This window comes from Streptomyces sp. 2131.1, assembly GCF_900105515.1.
Classification (GTDB): Bacteria; Actinomycetota; Actinomycetes; order Streptomycetales; family Streptomycetaceae; genus Streptomyces; species Streptomyces drozdowiczii.
The window spans coordinates 3,993,604-4,016,984 of the sequence record NZ_FNSY01000001.1 but is presented as its reverse complement, the minus strand read 5'-3'; the positions used below and the strand labels follow the sequence as shown (position 1 = coordinate 4,016,984).

Here is a 23,381-nt window from a genome sequence, read left to right as displayed (position 1 = left end):
TGAGCATCCCCGTACACAGCACCGCAGCCCTCCCGCCGGAACGGCGGGAGGGCTGCGGATTCACGAACTGCGTTCGCTTACTTCTTGTTGCGACGCTGAACGCGCGTGCGCTTGAGCAGCTTGCGGTGCTTCTTCTTGGCCATCCGCTTACGCCGCTTCTTGATAACAGAGCCCACGACTACCCTCGCTCACTTCTTCTTCACTGGTGCGGGGCGTCTGGGCCCACACGACCTACGTCGGCCTAGCCTACCCGCCACCGCGTGAGGGACGTAATCCGAGGGGAATGTCAGGCCGATGCCACCCCCACGAAGGACTCGCGCAGATACTCGTGAACCGCTTGCTCCGGCACCCGGAAGGACCTTCCCACCCGGATCGCCGGCAGATGGCCGCTGTGCACCAGGCGGTACACGGTCATCTTCGACACCCGCATGACCGAGGCGACTTCCGCCACGGTCAGAAACTTGACCTCGTTCAGAGGCCTCTCGCTGTCAGCAGCCATGACTCACCTGTACCTTCCGCACGAGACGCGCACCGGCTTCCCCTCCGGTGACTCTTCGTCGTTGTGCGCTCACTCCCCAGGTTAGGGGCGGGTGATGCGAGTGGGGAAGAGGAGAGACGATCGGCCGCTACTGTGACAGACAGGCCCGATTGAGTACATAGCGCGTGAGCGGCAGGTAGTACGCCGACCGCACCGCGTCGTCCAGCGGAACGGCCACCGCCACCCGCCCGTCGGCCTCCCCGACGAACAGCGCGGGATCGTCCGTATCGGCGAGCCCGATTGCCTCGATGCCCAACTGACCTGCGCCGCAGACCCACCCGTGGTCCCCGACGACGAGTTCCGGAACCGGCCCGCACCCGGCCGCTGCGGCCTCCAGGGCGACCCGCACGGGCAGCGGCGAGTGGGAGTGTGCGCCGGTGCCACCACCGGCCGCCCCCGCGCCGGGTTCACGCACCAGCGCGACGCCCCGTACGTAGTCGAGGTGGTACGTACGTACGCCAAACCGAGTCGTTATGTCGATACATCGCCCCTGCGCCGGGGTGAGAACGGGACAGCCCGCCGACGCCAAGGCGTCCGCCAGCGCTGCGTAGAAGCCGATCAGCCGGTGCGGGTGCCCGGTCCCGAAGAGCACCGGCACCCGTCCCGCCGCCGCCTGCGACAGCCGCGCGGCGAACGCGTCGAGCCCCGCCACCGTCCGCTCCGGATCGATCACATCGGGCCCCGACACATGCGCGGGGTCGTCCGAGACCCCGCACCTGTCAGCCATCAGCTCCAGCAACTCCCGCTCGCCCCAGCCCCGTCCGGGGTCGAGGCCGAGCGTCACCCGGGGATCGCGGGCCGCGAACAGCCGATAACTCCGCAGGCTCACCTCACGCGAGGTCGCCACGGGCCCGGCCAGCCGGGCCGCCAGCAGATGCGCACGCAACGCTCCGGTGCTCAACACCCCACCGATGCTGCCCGAACCGGCCCTCCCGGGGGCCAAAAGCCCGATTACGCCCCACAGTCGGCGTAACCCGTGCTCAACCCCGTAACCCCCAGGGCCTCCCGTGCCCGATTCAGGTCAGCAGGCCCCGCAGCGGGAACGCCGCCCGCCGCGTCGCCAGCACCGCCTGGTCCAGCCGGTCCGCCGGGTCGTACCCGTCCTCCCACGCCGACCACGCGGGCTCCCGCCCGTCCGTCATCCGCGCCGGCCCCAACTGCCGCGTGCGCGCGTACACCTCGTCACGCCACGAGGACGGGATCACCGACTCCGGGTCGACCGGCGCGTGCGCGGCGATGCCCACGAGGTGCGTCCAGGACCGGGGCACCACGTCCACCACCGCGTAACCGCCGCCGCCGAGCGCGACCCAGCGGCCGTCGTCGGCGTAGGAGTGGGCCAGGTCGTGGCAGGCCGCCATCACGGACCGCTGCGCGTCCAGCGACACCGCCAGGTGCGCCAGCGGGTCCTCGAAGTGGGTGTCCGCCCCGTGCTGCGTCACGAGCACCTGGGGCCGGAAGTCCGCCAGCAGCTCCGGCACCACGGCGTGGAACGCCCGCAGCCACCCGGCGTCCCCGGTACCGGCCGGCAGCGCCACGTTGACGGCCCCGCCCTCGCCGGGCCCCGCCCCGGTCTCCTCCGGCCACCCCGTCTGCGGGAAGAGCGTCCGCGGGTGCTCGTGCAGGGAGATCGTCAGGACCCTCGGGTCCTCCCAGAAGGCCGCCTGCACCCCGTCACCGTGGTGCACGTCCACATCGACGTACGCGACGCGTTCGGCCCCGAGCTCCAGGAGCCGGGCGATGGCCAGCGCCGGGTCGTTGTAGATGCAGAAGCCCGCCGCTCCCCCGGGCATCGCGTGGTGCAGCCCGCCGGTGAAGTTCACCGCGTGCCGGGTCTCGCCCCGCCACACCGCCTCGGCGGCGGCCACGGACTGCCCGGCGATCAGTGCGGACACCTCGTGCATCCCGGCGAACGCGGGATCGTCGACGGTCCCCAGGCCGTACTTCTGGTCCGCAGCACGCGGATCGGCCGAGGCGGCCTTCACCGCCGCCACGTAGTCCGGCCGGTGCACGAGCCGGAGCGTGGAGTCCCCGGCGGACTTCGCCGCCACCACGTCCACCGCCCGGTCGAGACCGAACGCCCGCACCAGCCCCATCGTCAGGGCCAGCCGGACCGGGTCCATCGGGTGGCTCTCCCCGAAGTCGTAGCCCGTTACTGCGTCATCCCACATCAGCTGTGCGCGGCCGCTCATGCCCGCCACCGTATCGGGCGGGTTCCGCGCCGAACGACTTGGCGTACAGGAGCGTCGCGAGCACCAGCACCATCGGCACCAGCATCGCGCCCCGGTAGCTCCAGGCGTCCCCGAGCGCCCCGACCAACGGGGAGCCGACCAGGAAGCCCACGTAGTTGAAGATGTTCAGCCGCGCGATCGCGGTGTCGCTCGCCCCGGGGAACATCCGCCCGGCCGCCGCGAAGGTCTGCGGCACGATCACGCACAGCCCGAGCCCCAGCATGGTGAACCCGAGCATCCCCGTCCACGCCCCGCCGGCGACCGCCACCACGGCGAACCCGGCCGCCGCGAGCACGGTCCCACCGCGCACCACGGCCACAGCCCCGAACCGCCGCACGCCGAGGTCCCCGACGGCCCGCCCCAGCAGCGTCGTGACCATGTAGACGTTGTACGGCACGGTGGCCAGCTGCTCCGAACTGCCCAGCACGTCCTGGAGGTACTTCGCGCTCCAATTGGAGACCGTCGAGTCCCCGATGTACGCGAAGCTCATCACCAGGCACAGCGGCAGCAGCAGCCGGAACGAGACCGCCCCGGCCCCCTTGACCGCCTCGCCGCCCCGGTCCTGCTCCTCGTCCGCCCCCTCGACGTACCACCGGCTCCCGATGAACGCCGCGGGCAGCAGCACCACGACCGCCGGAAGGTACGAGACCAGCAGCGACAGGTCCCAGTGCGCCCCCGCCCACGCCATCGAGGCCCCGGCGATCCCGCCCAGGCTGTACGCGGCATGGAAGCCGAGCATGATGGAGCGCCCGTACGCCCTCTGGAGGCTGACGCCCATCATGTTCATGGACGCGTCCAGCGCGCCGACGGCCAGCCCGAACGCCCCGAGCGCCAGGGCGGCCGCCCACAGCTCGCTGCCGGCGCCGACGCCGAGGAGCGCGAGGAGCACGACGGGCTGGGCCCACCGCAGGACCACACGCGGCCGCACCCGCGCGACCACCTTCTCGGTGAGCACACTGCCCACCCCGGCCAGGATCGGCACGGCGGCGAGGAACACGGGCAGCAGGCCGTCGGATATCCCGTACCGGTCCTGGATGGCCGGGATCCGCGTCACCAGAAGGGCGAAGGTGACCCCCTGCACGAAGAAGCTCAACGCGAGGGACGCCCTGCCGTGCCGCAACCGTGCATCTGTCATGGCCGCGAGCGTAGAGCCACTTTCTACCCATGGGTAGACGCGTCAGGCAAGCAATTCCGGCAGCTGTCCCATGTCGGAGAAATACCCGGTCACACCGGTCAACCGGTCCGCGGGCATCATCGACGTGAACCCGTACACGTCCATGCCGGCCGCCCGCGCCGCCTCGACGCCGAGCGGGCTGTCCTCGATGACCACGCACCGGTCGGGGGCGACGCCCATGCGCTCGGCGGCGAGGAGGAAGAGGTCGGGTGCGGGCTTGCCCCGGCCGACGTCCTCCGCACTGAAGATCCACTCCTCCTCGAACCACTGGTCGAGCCCGGTCGTCCGGTGGCTGACCCGGATGCGCTGGTGGCTGCTGGAGGACGCGACACAGTAGGGGACGCCGTCGGCGACGAGCTTGCCCAGCAGGTCGCTGACGCCGGGGACCGGCTCCAGTTCCGCCTCGAACGCGGCGAAGACCCGCGAGTGGAGGGTGACGTCGAAGTCCTCCGGCAGTTTCGTCCCGGACCGCTCCTGGACGAGGTCGTGGACGCGATGCACGGCGGATCCCATGTAGTCGCGCAGGGATTCCTCGTACGAGGTGGGGTGCCCGAGCTCCGTGAGGTAGCCGGCCAGGATGGTGTTGGCGATCGGCTCGCTGTCGACGAGCACACCGTCGTTGTCGAAGATGACAAGTTCGTAGCGCATAGCACGACCTTAAAGGGTCAGAACGCGAAAGAGCCCCGTGCCACAAGGGCACGGGGCTCTTCCTAAAAGGAGTTCGGCGGCGTCCTACTCTCCCACAGGGTCCCCCCTGCAGTACCATCGGCGCTGAAAGGCTTAGCTTCCGGGTTCGGAATGTAACCGGGCGTTTCCCTAACGCAATGACCACCGAAACACTATGAAATTTGAACACCGGGCAACAACACGGCTGTTCGTTATTTCAGAACTAACACAGTGGACGCGAGCAACTGAGGACAAGCCCTCGGCCTATTAGTACCAGTCAGCTCCACCCGTTACCGGGCTTCCACATCTGGCCTATCAACCCAGTCGTCTACTGGGAGCCTTAACCCTTCAAGAGGGTGGGAATACTCATCTCGAAGCAGGCTTCCCGCTTAGATGCTTTCAGCGGTTATCCTTTCCGAACGTAGCCAACCAGCCATGCCCTTGGCAGAACAACTGGCACACCAGAGGTTCGTCCGTCCCGGTCCTCTCGTACTAGGGACAGCCCTTCTCAATATTCCTACGCGCACAGCGGATAGGGACCGAACTGTCTCACGACGTTCTAAACCCAGCTCGCGTACCGCTTTAATGGGCGAACAGCCCAACCCTTGGGACCGACTCCAGCCCCAGGATGCGACGAGCCGACATCGAGGTGCCAAACCATCCCGTCGATATGGACTCTTGGGGAAGATCAGCCTGTTATCCCCGGGGTACCTTTTATCCGTTGAGCGACAGCGCTTCCACAAGCCACTGCCGGATCACTAGTCCCGACTTTCGTCCCTGCTCGACCCGTCGGTCTCACAGTCAAGCTCCCTTGTGCACTTACACTCAACACCTGATTGCCAACCAGGCTGAGGGAACCTTTGGGCGCCTCCGTTACTCTTTAGGAGGCAACCGCCCCAGTTAAACTACCCATCAGACACTGTCCCTGATCCGGATCACGGACCCAGGTTAGACATCCAGCACGACCAGAGTGGTATTTCAACGACGACTCCACAACCACTGGCGTGGCCGCTTCAAAGTCTCCCACCTATCCTACACAAGCCGAACCGAACACCAATATCAAACTATAGTAAAGGTCCCGGGGTCTTTCCGTCCTGCTGCGCGAAACGAGCATCTTTACTCGTAGTGCAATTTCACCGGGCCTATGGTTGAGACAGTCGAGAAGTCGTTACGCCATTCGTGCAGGTCGGAACTTACCCGACAAGGAATTTCGCTACCTTAGGATGGTTATAGTTACCACCGCCGTTTACTGGCGCTTAAGTTCTCAGCTTCGCCACCCCGAAGAGCAGCTAACCGGTCCCCTTAACGTTCCAGCACCGGGCAGGCGTCAGTCCGTATACATCGCCTTACGGCTTCGCACGGACCTGTGTTTTTAGTAAACAGTCGCTTCTCGCTGGTCTCTGCGGCCACCCCCAGCTCACCGAGTAAATCGGATCACCAGTGATGGCCCCCCTTCTCCCGAAGTTACGGGGGCATTTTGCCGAGTTCCTTAACCATAGTTCACCCGAACGCCTCGGTATTCTCTACCTGACCACCTGAGTCGGTTTAGGGTACGGGCCGCCATGAAACTCGCTAGAGGCTTTTCTCGACAGCATAGGATCATCCACTTCACCACAATCGGCTCGGCATCAGGTCTCAGACTTACATGCACGACGGATTTGCCTACCGTGCGTCCTACACCCTTACCCCGGGACAACCACCGCCCGGGCTGGACTACCTTCCTGCGTCACCCCATCGCTTACCTACTACAAGTCTGGTTCGTCGGCTCCACCACTACCCTCAACTCCGAAGAGATCGGGCCGGCTTCACGGACTTAGCATCGCCTGATTCAGTATTGGGCGTTTCAAAGCGGGTACCGGAATATCAACCGGTTGTCCATCGACTACGCCTGTCGGCCTCGCCTTAGGTCCCGACTTACCCTGGGCAGATCAGCTTGACCCAGGAACCCTTAGTCAATCGGCGCACACGTTTCTCACGTGTGTATCGCTACTCATGCCTGCATTCTCACTCGTGAACCGTCCACAACTCGCTTCCGCGGCTGCTTCACCCGGCACACGACGCTCCCCTACCCATCCATACAGGCGTTGGCCCTATGCGTATGAATGACACGACTTCGGCGGTACGCTTGAGCCCCGCTACATTGTCGGCGCGGAATCACTTGACCAGTGAGCTATTACGCACTCTTTCAAGGGTGGCTGCTTCTAAGCCAACCTCCTGGTTGTCTCTGCGACTCCACATCCTTTCCCACTTAGCGTACGCTTAGGGGCCTTAGTCGATGCTCTGGGCTGTTTCCCTCTCGACCATGGAGCTTATCCCCCACAGTCTCACTGCCGCGCTCTCACTTACCGGCATTCGGAGTTTGGCTAAGGTCAGTAACCCGGTAGGGCCCATCGCCTATCCAGTGCTCTACCTCCGGCAAGAAACACACGACGCTGCACCTAAATGCATTTCGGGGAGAACCAGCTATCACGGAGTTTGATTGGCCTTTCACCCCTAACCACAGGTCATCCCCCAGGTTTTCAACCCTGGTGGGTTCGGTCCTCCACGAAGTCTTACCTCCGCTTCAACCTGCCCATGGCTAGATCACTCCGCTTCGGGTCTTGAGCGCGCTACTGAATCGCCCTATTCGGACTCGCTTTCGCTACGGCTTCCCCACACGGGTTAACCTCGCAACACACCGCAAACTCGCAGGCTCATTCTTCAAAAGGCACGCAGTCACGACTGCATGTGCAAGCACACACAGCGACGCTCCCACGGCTTGTAGGCACACGGTTTCAGGTACTATTTCACTCCGCTCCCGCGGTACTTTTCACCATTCCCTCACGGTACTATCCGCTATCGGTCACCAGGGAATATTTAGGCTTAACGGGTGGTCCCGCCAGATTCACACGGGATTTCTCGGGCCCCGTGCTACTTGGGTGTCTCTCAAACAAGCCGCTGATGTTTCAGCTACGGGGGTCTTACCCTCTACGCCGGACCTTTCGCATGTCCTTCGCCTACATCAACGGTTTCTGACTCGTCTCACAGCCGGCAGACTGTGAAAGAGAGATCCCACAACCCCGCATACGCAACCCCTGCCGGGTATCACACGCATACGGTTTGGCCTGATCCAGTTTCGCTCGCCACTACTCCCGGAATCACGGTTGTTTTCTCTTCCTGAGGGTACTGAGATGTTTCACTTCCCCTCGTTCCCTCCACACTGCCTATGTGTTCAGCAGCGGGTGACAGCCCATGACGACTGCCGGGTTTCCCCATTCGGAAACCCCCGGATCAAAGTCTGGTTGACGACTCCCCGGGGACTATCGTGGCCTCCCACGTCCTTCATCGGTTCCTGGTGCCAAGGCATCCACCGTGCGCCCTTAAAAACTTGGCCACAGATGCTCGCGTCCACTGTGCAGTTCTCAAACAACGACCAGCCACCCATCACCCCACCCTTACCAGGTGAGTGCACTGGGGCCGGCAACCGAAGGACAGACTCAAACGAGCCCGTACCTTCAGATACCCAACAGCGTGCCCGACCCAACCCATCAACCCTCACGTTCCACGCCGAAGCAGTACTAGTGAAGACCCATGTGCTGTGCCGAGTAGTCAACGTTCCACCCATGAGCTGACCACCGTCGAACATTTGCCGACGTAGTGGCTCTGGATTCCTTGCGGAATCTAGATGCTCCTTAGAAAGGAGGTGATCCAGCCGCACCTTCCGGTACGGCTACCTTGTTACGACTTCGTCCCAATCGCCAGTCCCACCTTCGACAGCTCCCTCCCACAAGGGGTTGGGCCACCGGCTTCGGGTGTTACCGACTTTCGTGACGTGACGGGCGGTGTGTACAAGGCCCGGGAACGTATTCACCGCAGCAATGCTGATCTGCGATTACTAGCAACTCCGACTTCATGGGGTCGAGTTGCAGACCCCAATCCGAACTGAGACCGGCTTTTTGAGATTCGCTCCGCCTCGCGGCATCGCAGCTCATTGTACCGGCCATTGTAGCACGTGTGCAGCCCAAGACATAAGGGGCATGATGACTTGACGTCGTCCCCACCTTCCTCCGAGTTGACCCCGGCAGTCTCCTGTGAGTCCCCATCACCCCGAAGGGCATGCTGGCAACACAGAACAAGGGTTGCGCTCGTTGCGGGACTTAACCCAACATCTCACGACACGAGCTGACGACAGCCATGCACCACCTGTACACCGACCACAAGGGGGGCACCATCTCTGATGCTTTCCGGTGTATGTCAAGCCTTGGTAAGGTTCTTCGCGTTGCGTCGAATTAAGCCACATGCTCCGCTGCTTGTGCGGGCCCCCGTCAATTCCTTTGAGTTTTAGCCTTGCGGCCGTACTCCCCAGGCGGGGAACTTAATGCGTTAGCTGCGGCACCGACGACGTGGAATGTCGCCAACACCTAGTTCCCAACGTTTACGGCGTGGACTACCAGGGTATCTAATCCTGTTCGCTCCCCACGCTTTCGCTCCTCAGCGTCAGTAATGGCCCAGAGATCCGCCTTCGCCACCGGTGTTCCTCCTGATATCTGCGCATTTCACCGCTACACCAGGAATTCCGATCTCCCCTACCACACTCTAGCCTGCCCGTATCGACTGCAGACCCGGGGTTAAGCCCCGGGCTTTCACAACCGACGTGACAAGCCGCCTACGAGCTCTTTACGCCCAATAATTCCGGACAACGCTTGCGCCCTACGTATTACCGCGGCTGCTGGCACGTAGTTAGCCGGCGCTTCTTCTGCAGGTACCGTCACTTTCGCTTCTTCCCTGCTGAAAGAGGTTTACAACCCGAAGGCCGTCATCCCTCACGCGGCGTCGCTGCATCAGGCTTTCGCCCATTGTGCAATATTCCCCACTGCTGCCTCCCGTAGGAGTCTGGGCCGTGTCTCAGTCCCAGTGTGGCCGGTCGCCCTCTCAGGCCGGCTACCCGTCGTCGCCTTGGTAGGCCATTACCCCACCAACTAGCTGATAGGCCGCGGGCTCATCCTTCACCGCCGGAGCTTTCAACCTTCCTCCAGGAGGAGGAAAGTATTATCCGGTATTAGACCCCGTTTCCAGGGCTTGTCCCAGAGTGAAGGGCAGATTGCCCACGTGTTACTCACCCGTTCGCCACTAATCCACCCCGAAGGGCTTCATCGTTCGACTTGCATGTGTTAAGCACGCCGCCAGCGTTCGTCCTGAGCCAGGATCAAACTCTCCGTGAATGTTTTCCCGTAATCGGGGAACACATCACGAGAGCGGAACAACAAGGTCGGAATAAGACCCGTTGTCCACTGCGTCCTCGCTGTGTTTTTGCCTGCCGAACCCGAAGGTTTCGCAGGACTTTCAAAGGAACCACCAACCTGCCGTAGCAGGCCGGGGTATCAACATATCTGGCGTTGACTTTTGGCACGCTGTTGAGTTCTCAAGGAACGGACGCTTCCTTTGTACTCACCCTCTCGGGCTTTCCTCCGGGCGCTTCCCTTCGGTCTTGCGTTTCCGACTCTATCAGACTCTTTCGTGTCCGATTCCCGGTCGAAGCGGGTCAAGCGATTTTCGCTTTCCAGTTCTTCGCTTTCGCGTTTCCCTTTCCGGCGACTCCGACTCTATCAGATCCTTTCGGGCCTGATTCCCAGTCAGCGGGGCTTGTCTTCCCGGCCGTTGAGCCGTTCCGACGAGTGAACATTAGCGGAATCCTGGGCCCCGACGCCAATCGGGGTCGCGCTCTTTCGAACGCGGATTCCTCATTTCGCATAAGCGCACGCCAAGTCATGCGACAGCTGTCGCGTGCTCGTTGTGTTTACTGCGGAATGGCTGTCCGGGGACCGACCGGAGTCGGCGCTCACGTCGGACAACTCGGAGCACACTACGGATGCGGGAGGGGTGTGTCAACCCCGGTCGACCGGGGCCGACGCGTGTGTCTCAGCCGTTGCCGGAGGCGAGCTGGCGGCTGCGGTCCCGGGCCGCTTCGAGGGCGGCGATGAGGGCTGCGCGTACGCCGTGGTTCTCCAGTTCGCGGATGGCGCTGATGGTGGTACCGGCCGGGCTGGTGACGGCCTCGCGGAGCTTGACCGGGTGCTCGCCGCTGTCGCGGAGCATCACGGCGGCGCCGATCGCGGCCTGGACGATGAGGTCATGGGCCTGGGCGCGCGGCAGGCCGAGGAGGATGCCGGCGTCCGTCATCGCCTCGACGAGGAAGTAGAAGTACGCGGGGCCCGAGCCGGACAGGGCGGTGGCCGCGTCCTGCTGGGACTCCGGGACGCGCAGGGTCTTGCCGACGCCCTTGAAGATGGTGTCCGCCGAGGCGAGGTGCTCGCCGGTGGCGTGGCTGCCCCCGGAGATGACGGACATGCCCTCGTCGACCAGGACCGGGGTGTTCGGCATGACGCGGACCACCGGGGTGCCGGCGGCGAGGCGCTCCTCGATGAAGGCGGTCGTGATGCCGGCCGCCGCGCTGATGACCAGGCGGTCGGCGGTGAGGTGCGGGGCCAGCTCGTCGAGGAGGCGGCCCATGTCCTGGGGCTTGACCGCGAGGATGAGGATGTCGGCCCGCTTCGCCGCCTCCGCGTTGGTGACCGCGTCCACGCCGTAGCGGTCGCGGAGTTCGGCGGCCCGGTCCGAGCGGCGGGTGGTGACCAGCAGGTTCGACGGGCGCCAGCCGGCCCGGATCATCCCGCTGAGCAGGGCCTCGCCGATCTTGCCGGCGCCGAGGACTGCAACTGTCTGGGTCATGCCGTTCACCCTCCGGGCGGTGCTCGATGTGCGCGGTGCTCGTCGGCGCCATCTTCGCACCGCCCCGTCAGGCGGTGCGGCGGCGGAGGGTGGCGGCGCCAAGGGCCAGTACGAGCAGGGCGCACCCGGCCACGATCAGGATGTCGCGCACGAAGTCGCCGGTGATGTCGGTGTGCTGGAGGACCTCGTTCATGCCGTCCACGGCGTACGACATCGGCAGCACGTCCGAGATGGCCTCCAGGAGCGGTGCCATCTGGTCGCGCGGGATGAAGAGCCCGCAGAGCAGCAGCTGCGGGAAGATCACCGCGGGCATGAACTGGACGGCCTGGAACTCGGAGGCAGCGAACGCCGAGACGAACAGCCCGAGTGCCGTGCCGAGCAGCGCGTCGAGCACGGCGACCAGGAGCAGCAGCCAGGGCGAGCCCATGACGTCCAGGCCGAGGGCCCACACCGACAGGCCGGTGGCCAGGAGCGACTGGAGGACGGCGACGGCGCCGAAGGCGAGCGCGTAACCGGCGATCAGGTCGCCCTTGCCGAGGGGCATGGCGAGCAGGCGTTCCAGGGTGCCGGAGGTGCGTTCGCGCAGGGTGGCGATCGAGGTCACCAGGAACATCGTGATCAGCGGGAAGATGCCGAGCAGTGAGGCCCCGATGGAGTCGAAGGTCCGCGGGCTGCCGTCGAAGACGTACCGCAGCAGGGTGATCAGCAGGACCGGGACCAGCAGGAGCAGGCCGACCGTGCGGGGGTCGTGGGCGAGCTGGCGCAGGACGCGGGCGGCGGTGGCGAGGGTGCGGGCCGGGTTCAGGGGTGCGGTGGCGGTGGTGCCGCTCATCGGGCGTTCTCCTTGCGGGTGGCGGCCGCGTCGACCAGGTGGAGGAATGCCTCTTCGACGGTGTCGGTGCCGGCGGCGGTGCGCAGGGCGTCCGGGGTGTCGTCGGCGAGGATCTCGCCCTCGCGCATGAGGAGGAGGCGGTGGCAGCGCTCGGCCTCGTCCATGACGTGGGAGGAGATGAGGAGCGTGGTGGAGCGTTCGGCGGCGAGGGTGTGGAACAGCTGCCACAGGTCGCGGCGCAGGACCGGGTCGAGGCCGACGGTCGGTTCGTCCAGGACGAGCAGGTCCGGGGTGCCGAGCAGGGCGACGGCGAGGGAGACGCGGGTGCGCTGGCCGCCGGAGAGGTTGCCGGCGAGGGCGTCCTCGTGGCTGGTCAGGTCGACCTCGGTGAGCGCGCGGGTGACGGCGTCGCGTCGGGTGTCGCGGTGGGCGCGGCCCGGTCGGAGGACCGCCGCGAAGTAGTCCAGGTTCTGCCGGACGGTGAGGTCCGTGTAGACGGAGGGCGCCTGGGTGACGTACCCGACGCGGGGGCGGAGGGAGGGGTGGCCGGCGGGGCTGCCGAGGACCTGGAGGGTCCCGGTGACCTTGGCCTGGGTGCCGACGACGGCACGCATGAGGGTGGATTTGCCGCAGCCGGAGGGGCCGAGGAGGCCGGTGATCCTGCCGGGTTCGACGGTGAAGTCGAGGCCCCGCAGGACCGTGCGGCTGCCTCGTTGGACGGTGAGGCCACGGGCCTCGACGGCGACGCCCGAAGAATTCATCATGTGATGAATATTCTCTCCGCAGGGCGCCGCCGTCAAGGTTCAGCGCACGGCCGCGCTCAGCTCGACGACGTATGCCTCTTCCACCGTGCCGTCGGGGAACTCCGCCAGGAGCCGGTCGCGCTCCTCGGCGAGGAAGTCCCGGGCCGCCTTGTCCTCGATGGTCAGGAACGCGGAGTGGCTGCCGAGGTTGTCGACGTGGGTGGCGAGGGGGACGCGCCGGGTCCACGGGACGCGGCGGTGCGTGAAGTCGAGCTCGGGCGGCAGGCCGCGGTCCTGGTCGGCCGCGCCGTGGGCGCCCCGGCCCAGTTCCTCCGGCCCGACGCCGAAGAACCGCTGGAGCCGTTCGCCCTGGGCGGCGAGCCACGGGACCGTGCTGTCGGCGACGTTCCACCAGAGGGCCAGCGTGCCGCCCGGCCGCAGGACGCGCCGGACCTCGGCGCCCGCGCGGGCGTGGTCGGTCCAGTGCCAGGACTGGGCGTACGTGATCAGGTCGGCCGAGGCGTTCGCGAACGGGAGCCGGTTGCCGTCGCCCCGCACGAGCGGGACGTCCGGGAGGTCCCGGCGCAGCTGGGCGGCCATGCCCGGCCCGGGTTCGACGGCGACGACGCGGGCGCCCCGGTCGTGGAGGCGTCGGGTCGAGATGCCGGTGCCCGCGCCCACGTCCAGGGTGCGGGCACCGCGCAGGGGGCGCCCGGCCATGTCCTCGACGGCGTCGAACAGGGCGTCCGGGTAACTGGGGCGGGCGGCGGCGTACTGCGCGGCGGCCCGGTCGAAGGACAGGGCGCGCGAGGGGCCCGGGACGGCATCCGGTGAGTGTGTCGTGGTCATGCGGCCATCGTGCCCGCCCGGCCCCCGGGCGCGTCAGCCGCGGCGGCCCTTCTTCCTGCGGGCGGAGGGGTTGCCGGTGCGGGCGGCGCGGCGCTTCGCGTACCGGGCCGTGGCCTCCTCGTACTCCGTGCGCCGCAGTTTCTCGCCCGGCGCCTCGGTGAACGTACGGAAGAAGTACGCGAGCAGCGAGCCGATGAAGCCGATGGCCTTCAGGCCGCGCAAGGTCTCCTCGCGGGCCGGGTCGGCGGGGCGGCTGCCGAAGCCCTCCCAGGTCTTGCGGAAGGCGACCGCGCTGCAGATGGCGAACATCGCGACGACCAGCACGCCGACGAAGCCGCCGACGTCGGCGATCTGGAGGCCCTGGTAGGCGAAGCGGAGGACGAAGCAGGCGGCGACGGCCGCGGCGAGCGAACCGACGGCGGCGCCGACGCGGCGCAGGCCGTAGTGGCCGTCGTGGGCGACCCAGGTGGTCCCGAAGAAGCGGAGGGGCTCGGGCTGCGGGCCCTGCGGGGTCGCGGGCTCGGACGGGCCGGGGGCCGCGCCGTCGGGGGTCTCGCTGTTCTCGCTCACGGGGCCGATTATCCCGCAGGCGAGGAGCGGACCGGTCAGGCATGGGTGCGGCCCCCCGCGGACGCGGGGGGCCGCACACCGGGGTCAGCCCAGCTTCGAGACGTCGCGGACCGCGCCGCGGTCGGCGCTCGTCGCCATCGCCGCGTACGCCCGCAGCGCGGCCGAGACCTTGCGGTCGCGGTTCTTCGGCGCGTACACGCCGTTCAGCGCCTCGCGGCGGGTGGCCAGCTCCTCGTCGGAGACCAGGAGGTCGATCGAGCGGTTCGGGATGTCGATCCGGATGCGGTCGCCGTCCTCGACGAGCGCGATGGCGCCGCCGGAGGCCGCCTCGGGCGAGGCGTGGCCGATGGACAGGCCCGACGTACCGCCGGAGAAGCGGCCGTCCGTGATCAGGGCGCAGGACTTGCCGAGGCCGCGGCCCTTCAGGAAGGACGTCGGGTAGAGCATCTCCTGCATGCCGGGGCCGCCGCGCGGGCCCTCGTAGCGGATGACGACGACGTCGCCGTGCGTGATCTCCTTGCGGAGGATCTTGTCGACGGCGTCCTCCTGCGACTCGCAGACGACCGCCGGGCCCTCGAAGGTCCAGATCGACTCGTCGACGCCGGCCGTCTTCACCACGCAGCCGTCCAGGGCGATGTTGCCCTTGAGGACCGCGAGGCCGCCGTCCTTGGAGTACGCGTGGGCCACGTCGCGGATGCAGCCGCCCTCGGCGTCCACGTCGAGGGTGTCCCAGCGCTCCGACTGCGAGAACGCGGTCGCGGAGCGGACGCAGCCGGGGGCCGCGTGCCACAGCTCGACGGCCTCGGGCGACGCGGAGCCGCCGCGCACGTCCCAGTTCTTCAGCCAGTCGCCGAGGGTGTCGGCGTGCACCGCGTGCACGTCCTCGTTGAGCAGTCCGCCGCGGTTCAGTTCGCCCAGGAGGGCGGGGATGCCGCCGGCGCGGTGCACGTCCTCCATGTAGTACGTCCCGCCGGGCGCCACGTTGGGGGCGACCTTGGAGAGGCAGGGGACGCGGCGGGAGACCTCGTTGATGTCGTCCAGGCCGAAGTCCAGCTCCGCCTCCTGGGCGGCGGCCAGCAGGTGCAGGATCGTGTTGGTGGAGCCGCCCATCGCGATGTCCAGCGCCATCGCGTTGCCGAACGCGGCGCGGCTGCCGATGGAGCGGGGCAGGACCGTCTCGTCGTCCTGCTCGTAGTACCGCTTGGTGATGTCCACGATCGTGCGGCCGGCGTTCTCGTACAGCGCCCTGCGGGCGGTGTGCGTGGCGAGCGTCGAGCCGTTGCCGGGGAGGGAGAGGCCGAGGGCCTCGGTCAGGCAGTTCATCGAGTTGGCGGTGAACATGCCGGAACAGCTGCCGCAGGTGGGACAGGCGTTCTCCTCGATACGGAGCATGTCCTCGTCGGAGACGCTCTCGTCGACCGCGTCGCTGATCGCGTTGATCAGGTCCAGCTTGCGGACCGTGCCGTCGACGAGCGTGGCCTTGCCGGCCTCCATCGGGCCGCCGGAGACGAAGACCGTCGGGATGTTCAGCCGCATCGCGGCGTTCAGCATGCCCGGCGTGATCTTGTCGCAGTTCGAGATGCAGATGAGGGCGTCGGCGCAGTGGGCCTCGACCATGTACTCGACGCTGTCCGCGATCAGGTCGCGGGAGGGCAGGCTGTAGAGCATGCCGCCGTGGCCCATGGCGATGCCGTCGTCCACCGCGATCGTGTTGAACTCGCGGGGCACCGCGCCGGCGGCCTTGATCGCCTCGGAGACGATGCGGCCGACGGGCGCGAGGTGGGTGTGGCCGGGGACGAACTCGGTGAAGGAGTTGGCGACGGCGATGATCGGCTTGCCGATGTCCTCGCTCGCTACGCCGGAGGCCCGCATGAGGGCGCGGGCGCCGGCCATGTTGCGGCCGTGGGTGACTGTGCGGGACCTCAGCGTGGGCATCGTCTTTTCGCTCCTTCTGCGTTGAAGACCGTTCTTGAGCGTACGCCCGTGGTGCCAGGATGTGGACCGGGTGTCCGCTATGCGGAATGTTTTTGCGGGGTGCGGGTGGGGTGGGGGTACCTGCGGCGGGCCTGTTCCCCACCCCGCCCCTTCCCGAAACCGGGGCTCCGCCCCGGGCCCCGCGCCTCGAACGCCGACGGGGCTGAAAGTGGTTACGCGGGCGGTTCCGTCAGGTAGCGCTGCAGCGTGGGCGCGACCATTTCGATAATCCGTTCCGGCGGCGCCGACGCCAACGGCTCCGCCTTCAGGACGTACCGCACTATCGCGATCCCCACCATGTGCGACGCCGCCAGCTCCGCCCGGAACGTCGCGTCCGGGACGTTCAGCCCCGCGGCCACGCGTTCGAGGAGGCGGCGGAGTACGAAGCTCCGCAGGACCTTCGCGGCGGCCTCGTGGGTGAGGGCGGAGCGGAGTACGGCGAGGAGGGGGGCGCGGGTGGCCGGGTTCTCCCAGATCGCGATGAAGGCGCGGGCCAGGCGTTCGCCCACGTCCCCCGGGTCGCCCTCCAGGACCGCCGGGACGAGCAGGGCCGGCTCGAAGGACAGCTCGATCGCGGCGGCGAAGACCTCGTCCTTCGTACCGAAGTAGTGGTGGACCAGCGCGGAGTCGACGCCGGCCGCGCGGGCGATGCCCCGGACCGAGGTCTTGTCGTACCCGCGCTCGGAGAACTCCGTGCGGGCGGCCTCCAGGATGCGGGTGCGGGCGTCGGGGCCGGGGCCCGCCGCCGTACGGGCGGGGCGGCCCCGGCGCCTGGGGGCCGGTGCGTCCTCGGTCATGAGCGGGGGGCGCGCTCGGCGGACGAGGCGAGGTGGAGCCGGGTGAAGGCGAGGGCCTCGGCGAGGTCGGCCTCGCGTTCGGCGGTGGACATCGCGCGGCGGGTGTTGACCTCGATGACCACGTGCCCGTCGAAGCCGGAACCGGCCAGCCGCTCCAGCAGCTCCGCGCAGGGCTGGTCGCCCCGGCCGGGCACCAGGTGCTCGTCCTTGTTGGAGCCCTTGCCGTCGGCCAGGTGGACGTGGGCCAGCCGGTCGCCCATCCGGTCGACCATGGCCAGGCCGTCCGTGCGGGCGGTGGCGGTGTGCGACAGGTCCACCGTGAAGTGCCGGTAGTCGTCGTTCGTGACGTCCCAGTCGGGGGCGTACGCGAGCATCTCGCGGTCCCGGTAGCGCCACGGGTACATGTTCTCGACGGCGAACCGGACGTCCGTCTCGTCGGCCATCCGCCAGATCCCGGTGACGAAGTCACGGGCGTAGTTGCGCTGCCACCGGAACGGGGGGTGCACGACGACCGTGGAAGCGCCGAGCTTCTCGGCGGCGGCGCGGGCCCGCTGGAGCTTGACCCACGGATCGGTGGACCAGACCCGCTGGGTGATCAGCAGACACGGCGCGTGGACGGCGAGTATCGGCACCTGGTGGTAGTCCGAGAGCCGGCGCAGGGCCTCGATGTCCTGGCTGACCGGGTCCGTCCAGACCATGACCTCGACACCGTCGTAGCCGAGGCGCGCGGCGATCTCGAAGGCCGTCGCCGTCGACTCCGGATAGACCGAGGCCGTCGACAGGGCGACCTTCGCATCCGGGACGCGCACCACTGGTTCTGCCACGCAGACAGCGTACGGGCACTGGTGCGCCCCGCCGAGGGAGAGCGGCGGAAAGTGAGAAGGGCCGCACCGGCCGCCGGGCCGGTCAGTCCAGCACCGCTCCGCCGTCCGACGGCAGGTGGTCCAGGCGACGCAGGATGACGCCCTCGCGCAGCGCCCAGGGGCAGATCTCCAGCTCGTCGACGTCCAGCAGGTCCATCGCGCCCTCCGCGACCAGCGCCCCGGCCAGCAGCTGCGCGGCGCGGCCCTCGGAGACGCCGGGGAGGGTCTGGCGCTCCTCGGCGGTCATCGCGGCCAGCTTGGGCACCCACTCCTCCAGCGCCTTACGGGTGAGGGTGCGCTGCACGTAATGGCCCTCGGCGGAACGGGCCGCGCCCGCGATCCTGGCGAGCTGCTTGAACGTCTTGGAGGTGGCCACCACGTGCTCCGGGCGGCCGATGCGGGTGAAGTCGCCGACGCTGCGGGCGATGCGCGCCCGTACGTGCCGGCGCAGCGCCTTGACCTCGGCCGGGTCCGGCGGGTCGCCCGGCAGCCAGCCGGCGGTGAGGCGCCCGGCGCCCAGCGGCAGCGAGACCGCGGCGGCCGGTTCCTCGTCCATGCCGTACGCGATCTCCAGCGAGCCGCCCCCGATGTCGAGGACCAGCAGCTTGCCGGCGGACCAGCCGTACCAGCGGCGGGCGGCGAGGAAGGTGAGCCGGGCCTCCTCCGTGCCGCTGAGGACCGTGAGGTCGACGCCCGTCTCGTCCCGTACCCGGTCGAGCACCTGGTCGGCGTTGCTCGCGTCGCGCACCGCGGAGGTGGCGAAGGCGAGGACGTCCTCGCAGCCCTTGTCCTCGGCGGCTTCGAGCGCGCCGGCGATCGTGCCGACCAGCCGGTCCACGCCGAGCGGGCCGATCGCGCCGTCCTCATCGAGGAGTTCGGCGAGGCGCAGTTCGGCCTTGTGCGAGTGCGCGGGCAGCGGGCGGGCGCCGGGGTGCGCGTCGACCACCAGCAGATGAACCGTGTTCGACCCCACGTCGAGGACTCCGAGTCTCATACGGCGAACGCTACTGCCGGTGGCGGACTTACTCTGGGCCCGTGCCAAAGACGAAAAAGGCGAAGCCGGGCAAAGCCACGAAGAAGCGGGACGTCGAGCCGGACGTGCCGCAGGACATCAAGCATGTCGAGAAGGTGGAGATGCACACGCCGGCCGCGGAGCCGGATCCCTCCGACGAGACGGGCCTCGATTTCGCGCGCGCCTGGGTGGAGTTCCCCGACCCCGCCGACGACGAGCAGGTCTTCCGCTGCGACCTGACCTGGCTGACGTCCAGGTGGACGTGCATCTTCGGCAGCGGCTGCCAGGGCATCCAGGCGGGCCGCGCGGACGACGGCTGCTGCACCCTGGGCGCGCACTTCTCGGACGAGGACGACGAGAAGCGGGTGGCCGGTCATGTCGCGCGCCTCACTCCGGAGCTGTGGCAGTTCCACGACGTCGGCACGGAGACGGGCTGGACGCAGACCGACGACGACGGGGAGCGCCAGACCCGGCGCTGGCAGGGCTCGTGCATCTTCCAGAACCGGCCGGGCTTCCCCGCCGGAGCGGGCTGCTCGCTGCACATCCTGGCGCTGCGGGAGGGCCGCGAGCCGCTGGAGACCAAGCCGGACGTGTGCTGGCAGCTGCCCGTGCGGCGTACGTACGAGTGGATCGACCGGCCCGACGACACGCGGGTGCTCCAGGTGTCGATCGGCGAGTACGACCGGCGCGGCTGGGGTCCGGGCGGGCACGACCTGCACTGGTGGTGCACCTCGGCGACCTCGGCGCACGGGGCCGGCGATCCGGTGTACGTGTCGTACCGGCCGGAGCTGATCGAGCTGATGGGCGAGAAGGGGTACGAGGCGCTGACCGAGCTGTGCGAGCAGCGGCTCGCCTCGCTGCTGCCGATGGCCCCGCACCCGGCGGACCCGGCGTAGCGCCGTTCCACGGTCAGTCCGCCGGGGGCGGGGTGCTCGGGCCCTTCGGCGGCGCGGGCGGTTCCGAGGCGTCGGTCGGGTCCGGGGTCGGGCTCGGCGCGGATTCCGTCGGGGTGGGCGTGGGGTCGGTCGGGTCCGGTGTCGGCTCGGAGGGGTCCGGGGTGGGCTCGGGCTCCGTCGGGGTGGGCGTCGGGTCGGCCGGGACCGTCGGGCGCGGGGTGTGGGTCCCGTGCGGCGGGCGTCCGGGGCGCGTCGGGGTGCCGGGCGCCGCGGCCCCGTGGCCGTGCAGGGCGACGACCGCGCCCGAGGGGGCGAGCGTGAGGTGGGCGGTCCAGGGGCCCGAGGGCTCCCGCGCGTGGTCCACGGCGGCCCGGATCGTGACGCTGCCGCCCGCCGCGAGCTTCCCGGAGGTCCGGCTCAGGCGCACCCAGGAGCGGTCGGTTGCCGCGGACCAGGAGACCGGTCCCGCCTTCGACGCGGTGAGCGTGACGAAGGTGGTGGAGCCGGAGGTGCGGGCCTCGACGGTGAGCCGGCCCTCGCCGTGGTCCGGGGCGCGGGACGGGCCGGGGCTGACGATCTCGGCGGAGACTTCCGGGAGGGTGTCGCGGTCCTTGAAGCGGCTGCCCGCGTCGGGGCGGGCGTTGCCGGCGTTCTCGTAGTGGTCGGAGGGGGTCTCGCCGGCGCCGGTGTCGCCGGCGGCGGCGCTGACCGCCGGGCCCTCGCGGCCCTCGCCGGTGAGCGGGGCGCCCCGGTAGGCGGACCACAGGGCGATGACGGGGGCGGCTACGACGGTGGCGACGACCGTCGTCGTCATGACCCGGGAGCGCAGCCGGTCGCGGCGCGCGGCATGGTCCTTGGGGTCCACGGGGAAGCCGGTGCGGTCGAAACGCGGTGTGGCGGACCGATTCTTCTGGTGTTTCTGCGCGTGCAGCATGGCCACGTAAGCGGACGGCCTCGGCGCCTCCACGACGGGCAGCACGGCCGCCGGTGTCACCGTCTTCCCCGGCCACGGCCCCTCGGCCCCGGCGCGCTCGGCGGCGCGGCGGCAGCACGGGCAGTCGTCCACGTGCCGTACGAGCTCGCGGCGGAGGGTGGCGGAGAGCAGCGCGCGGTGGTCCCCGGTGAGCCGGCCGGCCGTGGGGCAGTTGCCCTTCTCGACGACGGCCAAGGCGGCCCGGGTGCGCTCGACCTCGCAGGCGGCGCCGGCCAGCAGCTCGCGGGCGGACGTGGCGTCGAGGCCGAGGACGGCGGCGACCGCGCGCGGGGTCAGCCCGTGCCGTACGGCCAGCTCCAGGGCCTCGCGCTGCTCCGGCGTGGTGCCCGCCGCCTCGGGCCAGGCGAGCTGGGCCAGCTCCCGGCGGTGGGCCTCGGCGGTGGGGCCCTCGACCGGGCTCCCGGTGGGGCTCCAGGCCGGGCTTTCCGGCGACGCGGCGTGGGCGGCCGAGGGCGCGGCGCGGTGCGCGCGGCGGGCGGGCGCGGGGCGGCGGTCCTCGGCGGCGGGCCCGCGGTGCGGGCGGGCGGGGTCGGGGCGGCGGTGGGCGCGGCGGCCCTGCTTCTGCTCGGTGAGCCGGCGCAGGCACGTCCACCGGGCCAGGGCGTACAGCCAGGTTTTGCGTGCCTCCGCGTCGGCCGGGCGGCGGGCGCCCTGCCGTTCGGCCAGGGCGAGGACGCCGCCGAGCGCCTCGGTGGCCGCTTCGTGGTCGCAGAGGACGGAGAGGCAGTAGGTGAACAGACCGTCGAGATGGGGCTCGTAACGGGCGGGCGGCTGCTTCGGCGAGGCGTGGGGCGCGCGATGCCGGCCCCAGTGCGCGCCGGGGGTGTCCGTGGGGGTCTGCAGCCTGCTGCTCGTCACCTTGCGACCGTAGGCAGGGCGGGGCGGGCGCCTGGTGCTCCTTGAGTAGATTTAACCCTTTCGGGTGAACGTATCGCGCGACAAAGGGCAGGCGTCCCCCGCCGCGTTGTCCGACCCCGCCTATACGGTGGCGCCATGGCTGCCCGTACGAAATCCGCGAAGGACCGGCCGTCCTACCGCTGCACCGAATGCGGCTGGACCACCGCGAAGTGGCTCGGCCGTTGCCCCGAGTGCCAGGCGTGGGGGACGGTCGAGGAGTTCGGCGGCGCCCCCGCCGTCCGGACCACGGCCGCGGGCCGGGTGTCCACCGCCGCCCTGCCCATCGGCCAGGTCGACAGCCGGCAGGCCACGGCCCGGCCCACCGGCGTGGGCGAGCTCGACCGGGTGCTGGGCGGCGGTCTGGTGCCCGGGGCCGTCGTGCTGCTCGCGGGTGAGCCGGGCGTCGGGAAGTCCACGCTGCTGCTCGACGTGGCGGCGAAGGCGGCGAGCGACGAGCACCGCACCCTGTACGTGACGGGCGAGGAGTCCGCCTCCCAGGTCCGGATGCGGGCCGACCGCATCCACGCGATCAACGACCACCTGTACCTGGCGGCGGAGACCGACCTGTCGGCGGTGCTCGCCCACCTCGACGCGGTCAAGCCCTCGCTGCTGATCCTGGACTCGGTGCAGACCGTGGCCTCGCCGGAGATCGAGGGCGCGCCGGGCGGGATGGCGCAGGTCCGCGAGGTGGCGGGGGCGCTGATCCGGGCCTCCAAGGAGCGCGGGATGTCGACGCTGCTCGTGGGCCACGTCACCAAGGAGGGCGCGATCGCCGGGCCCCGGCTCCTGGAGCACCTGGTGGACGTGGTGCTGTCCTTCGAGGGCGACCGCCATGCCCGGCTGCGTCTGGTGCGCGGCGTCAAGAACCGGTACGGGGCGACCGACGAGGTCGGCTGCTTCGAGCTGCACGACGAGGGCATCACGGGCCTCGCCGATCCGTCCGGCCTGTTCCTCACGCGGCGCGACGAGCCGGTGCCGGGCACCTGCCTGACCGTGACCCTGGAGGGCAAGCGGCCCCTGGTCGCGGAGGTGCAGGCGCTGACGGTGGACTCGCAGATCCCCTCGCCGCGGCGCACCACGTCGGGCCTGGAGACGTCCCGGGTGTCGATGATGCTCGCGGTCCTGGAGCAGCGCGGCCGGATCAGCTCGCTGGGCAAGCGGGACATCTACAGCGCGACGGTGGGCGGCGTGAAGCTGTCCGAGCCTGCCGCCGACCTGGCCATCGCGCTGGCGCTGGCGAGCGCGGCGAGCGACACACCGCTGCCGAAGAACCTGGTGGCGATCGGTGAGGTGGGGCTCGCGGGCGAGGTCAGGCGGGTCACGGGCGTGCAGCGCAGGCTGGCCGAGGCGCACCGGCTCGGTTTCACGCACGCCCTGGTCCCGACCGATCCGGGCAAGGTCCCGGCGGGCATGAAGGTCACGGAAGTGGCCGACATGGGGGACGCGCTCAGGGCGCTCCCGCGCCGGTCCCGAGCACAGGCCCCCCGGGAGGAGGACGCGCGCCGGTAGACTTTGCCCTGGTCTCGCCCGTCCGTACGAACGGTACGAGGGACCACGGGGTGCGTCAGACACCCCCGGGTCCTTCGACTGGACCCGGCCTGCTCCGTAGCGACAGGCCACGAGGGCACCGCAAACCTGTG

General features: G+C 69.0%; 18 protein-coding genes and 3 rRNA genes. 2 read left to right on the top strand and 19 right to left on the bottom strand.

What is annotated here, in order from left to right; translation table 11 throughout:
- Positions 1 to 77: 77 nt before the first annotated feature.
- From BLW14_RS17990 to BLW14_RS17900, 18 genes are all read right to left on the bottom strand, one after another.
- A complete protein-coding gene (locus tag BLW14_RS17990; protein ID WP_003948845.1) occupies positions 78 to 176 on the bottom strand; it encodes a 30S ribosomal protein bS22 in 99 nt (32 codons plus the stop codon).
- Positions 177 to 286: 110 nt separating this feature from the next.
- Positions 287 to 499: a helix-turn-helix domain-containing protein gene (locus tag BLW14_RS17985; RefSeq protein ID WP_018525026.1), complete on the bottom strand. Its 213-nt coding sequence runs from the start codon at positions 497 to 499 to the stop codon at positions 287 to 289.
- A gap of 127 nt (positions 500 to 626) precedes the next feature.
- Positions 627 to 1,442, bottom strand: a complete 816-nt coding sequence (locus tag BLW14_RS17980) for a phosphatase (RefSeq protein ID WP_093708267.1) — start codon at positions 1,440 to 1,442, stop codon at positions 627 to 629.
- A gap of 112 nt (positions 1,443 to 1,554) precedes the next feature.
- Positions 1,555 to 2,727 carry an acetoin utilization protein AcuC gene (locus BLW14_RS17975; protein ID WP_093708266.1) on the bottom strand — a complete coding sequence of 391 codons (1,173 nt, stop codon included), beginning with the start codon at positions 2,725 to 2,727 and terminating at the stop codon, positions 1,555 to 1,557.
- Positions 2,696 to 3,901 carry an MFS transporter gene (locus BLW14_RS17970; RefSeq protein ID WP_093708265.1) on the bottom strand — a complete coding sequence of 402 codons (1,206 nt, stop codon included), beginning with the start codon at positions 3,899 to 3,901 and terminating at the stop codon, positions 2,696 to 2,698. Before BLW14_RS17970 ends, BLW14_RS17975 begins: the two co-directional genes overlap by 32 nt.
- Before the next feature lie 42 nt (positions 3,902 to 3,943).
- Positions 3,944 to 4,588, bottom strand: a complete 645-nt coding sequence (locus BLW14_RS17965; RefSeq protein WP_093708264.1) for an HAD family hydrolase — start codon at positions 4,586 to 4,588, stop codon at positions 3,944 to 3,946.
- A gap of 71 nt (positions 4,589 to 4,659) precedes the next feature.
- Positions 4,660 to 4,776: ribosomal RNA gene (gene rrf / locus BLW14_RS17960) — 5S ribosomal RNA — on the bottom strand.
- 77 nt (positions 4,777 to 4,853) lie between these two features.
- A 23S ribosomal RNA gene (locus BLW14_RS17955) occupies positions 4,854 to 7,979 on the bottom strand.
- Between the two features lie 302 nt (positions 7,980 to 8,281).
- Positions 8,282 to 9,807, bottom strand: a 16S ribosomal RNA gene (locus BLW14_RS17950).
- Together the 16S, 23S and 5S rRNA genes form the textbook arrangement of a ribosomal RNA operon.
- Before the next feature lie 697 nt (positions 9,808 to 10,504).
- Positions 10,505 to 11,314: a pyrroline-5-carboxylate reductase gene (gene proC / locus BLW14_RS17940; protein ID WP_093708263.1), complete on the bottom strand. Its 810-nt coding sequence runs from the start codon at positions 11,312 to 11,314 to the stop codon at positions 10,505 to 10,507.
- 67 nt (positions 11,315 to 11,381) lie between these two features.
- Positions 11,382 to 12,146, bottom strand: coding sequence for an ABC transporter permease (locus BLW14_RS17935; RefSeq protein ID WP_093708262.1), 765 nt, complete (start codon positions 12,144 to 12,146; stop codon positions 11,382 to 11,384).
- Positions 12,143 to 12,910: an ABC transporter ATP-binding protein gene (locus tag BLW14_RS17930; RefSeq protein ID WP_093708261.1), complete on the bottom strand. Its 768-nt coding sequence runs from the start codon at positions 12,908 to 12,910 to the stop codon at positions 12,143 to 12,145. Before BLW14_RS17930 ends, BLW14_RS17935 begins: the two co-directional genes overlap by 4 nt.
- A 39-nt stretch (positions 12,911 to 12,949) precedes the next feature.
- On the bottom strand, positions 12,950 to 13,738 hold the full coding sequence (locus BLW14_RS17925) for a class I SAM-dependent methyltransferase (protein ID WP_093708260.1): 789 nt from the start codon (positions 13,736 to 13,738) through the stop codon (positions 12,950 to 12,952).
- A 33-nt stretch (positions 13,739 to 13,771) separates the two neighbouring features.
- Entirely contained in the window at positions 13,772 to 14,308 is a 537-nt protein-coding gene (locus tag BLW14_RS17920; protein WP_093708259.1) for a hypothetical protein, read from the bottom strand.
- Between the two features lie 84 nt (positions 14,309 to 14,392).
- Positions 14,393 to 16,243, bottom strand: coding sequence for a dihydroxy-acid dehydratase (gene ilvD / locus BLW14_RS17915; RefSeq protein WP_093708258.1), 1,851 nt, complete (start codon positions 16,241 to 16,243; stop codon positions 14,393 to 14,395).
- 212 nt (positions 16,244 to 16,455) lie between these two features.
- Positions 16,456 to 17,079, bottom strand: a complete 624-nt coding sequence (locus BLW14_RS17910) for a TetR/AcrR family transcriptional regulator (protein ID WP_093708257.1) — start codon at positions 17,077 to 17,079, stop codon at positions 16,456 to 16,458.
- Complete coding sequence (locus tag BLW14_RS17905) at positions 17,076 to 17,903, bottom strand: sugar phosphate isomerase/epimerase family protein (RefSeq protein WP_093708256.1); 828 nt, start codon at positions 17,901 to 17,903, stop codon at positions 17,076 to 17,078. Before BLW14_RS17905 ends, BLW14_RS17910 begins: the two co-directional genes overlap by 4 nt.
- A gap of 82 nt (positions 17,904 to 17,985) precedes the next feature.
- Positions 17,986 to 18,936, bottom strand: a complete 951-nt coding sequence (locus tag BLW14_RS17900) for a Ppx/GppA family phosphatase (protein ID WP_093708255.1) — start codon at positions 18,934 to 18,936, stop codon at positions 17,986 to 17,988.
- A 140-nt stretch (positions 18,937 to 19,076) separates the two neighbouring features.
- On the opposite strand from BLW14_RS17900, the gene BLW14_RS17895 reads away from it, so the two are divergent.
- The gene (locus BLW14_RS17895; RefSeq protein ID WP_371128125.1) at positions 19,077 to 19,850 is read left to right on the top strand and encodes a DUF3109 family protein; all 774 of its coding nucleotides are present in this window, start codon (positions 19,077 to 19,079) and stop codon (positions 19,848 to 19,850) included.
- A 13-nt stretch (positions 19,851 to 19,863) separates the two neighbouring features.
- Here BLW14_RS17895 and BLW14_RS17890 read toward each other — a convergent pair whose 3' ends face one another.
- Positions 19,864 to 21,702, bottom strand: a complete 1,839-nt coding sequence (locus BLW14_RS17890; protein WP_093708253.1) for a sigma-70 family RNA polymerase sigma factor — start codon at positions 21,700 to 21,702, stop codon at positions 19,864 to 19,866.
- A 135-nt stretch (positions 21,703 to 21,837) separates the two neighbouring features.
- Here BLW14_RS17890 and radA point away from each other — a divergent pair, with 135 nt between their 5' ends.
- A complete protein-coding gene (gene radA / locus BLW14_RS17885; protein ID WP_018520499.1) occupies positions 21,838 to 23,250 on the top strand; it encodes a DNA repair protein RadA in 1,413 nt (470 codons plus the stop codon).
- The last annotated feature ends 131 nt before the right edge of the window (positions 23,251 to 23,381 follow it).